This window comes from Azospirillum sp. UFLA03-27, assembly GCF_059803775.1.
This window is the reverse complement of sequence record NZ_JAUQTX010000460.1, coordinates 1-2,207: the sequence shown is the minus strand read 5'-3', so window position 1 is coordinate 2,207 and position 2,207 is coordinate 1. Positions and strand designations below refer to the sequence as shown.

The 2,207-nt window shown below is 67.1% G+C and carries 2 protein-coding genes; both read left to right on the top strand.

Annotated features, from left to right (window positions below; genetic code table 11):
- Window positions 1-473: 473 nt before the first annotated feature.
- Complete coding sequence (locus Q4I23_RS32310) at window positions 474-611, top strand: hypothetical protein (RefSeq protein WP_498528951.1); 138 nt, start codon at window positions 474-476, stop codon at window positions 609-611.
- 21 nt (window positions 612-632) lie between these two features.
- Window positions 633-1,859, top strand: a complete 1,227-nt coding sequence (locus Q4I23_RS32305) for a transposase (RefSeq protein ID WP_498528950.1) — start codon at window positions 633-635, stop codon at window positions 1,857-1,859.
- The last annotated feature ends 348 nt before the right edge of the window (window positions 1,860-2,207 follow it).

Below are 2,207 nucleotides of genomic sequence, written 5' to 3'. Positions count from 1 at the left end.
TGTTTGCGTCGTGCCATGCGGGGCCTCCTTCGGTCCCGAAGTTATGGCCCGTACACGAAATTTCAGACAGTCCCCTTCGGCCTCCAGGTCCGGCTTACGGCCATCGCCTACAACCTGCGTCGGGCGGCGACCATCCTGAAGCCCGTTCCGGCATGATCAGGGGAGGAGTGTGCCTGCAGCGCGCTTGGCGCTGTCTTCAGCGCCCACGGCCGCGACAAATCAGGTCGTTGGCGCTCAACGCCTGGATTTTCCGCCGGCATCTCCCAGCCGCGCACAGGTCTCATTACACGGAACTCGACACTGCTGGCGAAATGCCTTGGGGATTTGCGATGGTGCAGCGCTGGTCGGGTTGAAGAGGGTTTGACCTCTCCGAAAGGACGCCAGCCATCTCCCTTCGTCCCAATCCCGCCACTACCGTGCACGGGGAAACGGCCAAGGTTGCCCGGGCGGCGTTTCCCCGCGGCTGCCGGCTGATGGATGTGCGCGACAGCCTTGGGCCTTTCTTCGACGACGCCCGTTTTGCCCGGCTGTTCTCCACGCGCGGCCGCTCGGCCGAAGCCCCGTGGCGGCTGGCGCTGATCACCCTGCTCCAGTTCGCCGAGAACCTGTAGGATCGCGACGCCGCCGATGCGGTGCGAGCCCGCCTGGATTGGAAGTACCTGCTGGCCCTGCCGCTCGACGACCCTGGCTTCGACAGCACCGTCCTGTGTGAATTCCGGGCCAGGCTCGTGGACGGGCATGCCGAGCACGAGTTGCTGGATGCGGTGCTCGCCGTGGCCATCGCCCACCGCCTGGGTCGCCCACGGGGCCGCCAACGCACCGACTCCACCCACGTTCTGGCCGCTGTCAAGATGCGCAGCCGTATCGACGCCGCCACCGAAGCGTTCCGGCAGGCATTGAATGTGCTCGCCGTCGCCGCGCCGGAATGGCTGCTCGGCCAGACGCGGCCGCACTGGGCCGATCGCTACAGCGGGCATGGCGATTGGGGGCACGCCGCCAAAGCGCGGGCCGGCCGCGACGGGCATGTTCGGGAACTGGGCGAGGATGGCCATCACCTGTTGGCGGCGATTTGGGCGGACGAGGCTCCGGACTGGCTGCGCCGGCTGCCCGCGGTGGAAATCCTACGCCGCATTTGGGTCCAGCAGTTCTACCTGTGCGACGACGGCGTCCGCTGGCGCGGTCCCGCTGAAGGCTATGCGTCGTCATCACGCTTCATCAGCTCGCCGTACGATCCGGATGCCCGCTACGGGCGCAAGCGAACCACAACCTGGGTCGGCTACAAGGTTCACCTGACCGAGTCTTGCGACGAAGGACGGCCGCGGATCATCACCCACGTGCAGACCGAAACCGCGCCCACCGCCGATGGCGAGGTGACGACACCGGCCCATCGGGCTCTGGCCGCCAAAGGGCTGCTGCCCGCCCAGCACCTGGTGGACACCGGCTACCTCGACGCCGCTCTTCTGATCGAGGTCACACGGGACTTTGGCGTTGATCTGGTCGGGCCGACCCGCCCCGACCTGCAATGGCAGGCGCGCCGGGGAACGGACTTTGCCGCAGCCGCCTTCCAGGTCGATTGGGAGGCCCAGCATGTGACGTGTCCCAGAGGAGACAAAAGTTCGGGTCGGACGGCGAGCGCCGAGTTCGGCTGGGAAACGGTGAAAGTGAAGTTCTCCCAGGTTGACTGCAAGCCGTGCCCGAACCGCGCGGACTGTGCCGGTCCAACCGCGTCGCGTCGGGTGATGACGCTGCGCGACCGACGGGAGTTCGAAGCGCTTCAGGCCACGCGCAAGCGCGAACGGACCCCGGAGTTCCGGGCCGTGCACGCGCTGCGGGCCGGGGTGGAGGCGACCCTGTCCTAGGAGGGGCGCAGCTTCGGCCTGCGCCGGGCTCGGTACGTCGGCCTCGGGAAGACCCGTCTCCAGCACGTTGCCATCGCCGCCGCCATGAACTTGGTCAGGATCGGCGACTGGCTGGCCGGCGTCCCGATCGCGCCAACCCGGCGGTCGCACTTCGGCCAACTCGTCCGGCTTGCAGGCGCCACCTGATTTCGCCAGCAGTGTCGGGTTTGCGGAAGAGCCAGTATTCAACCGGCACCGACAGGGCCGGAGTTTCCACCTGTCTTTAGGGGCTGTTAGCGCTTGAGGTCCGTGCCCATTTGGTTGGGATGGCAGTTGAGTACGGAAGCGAGGTTCTGACGGACGCGGAAT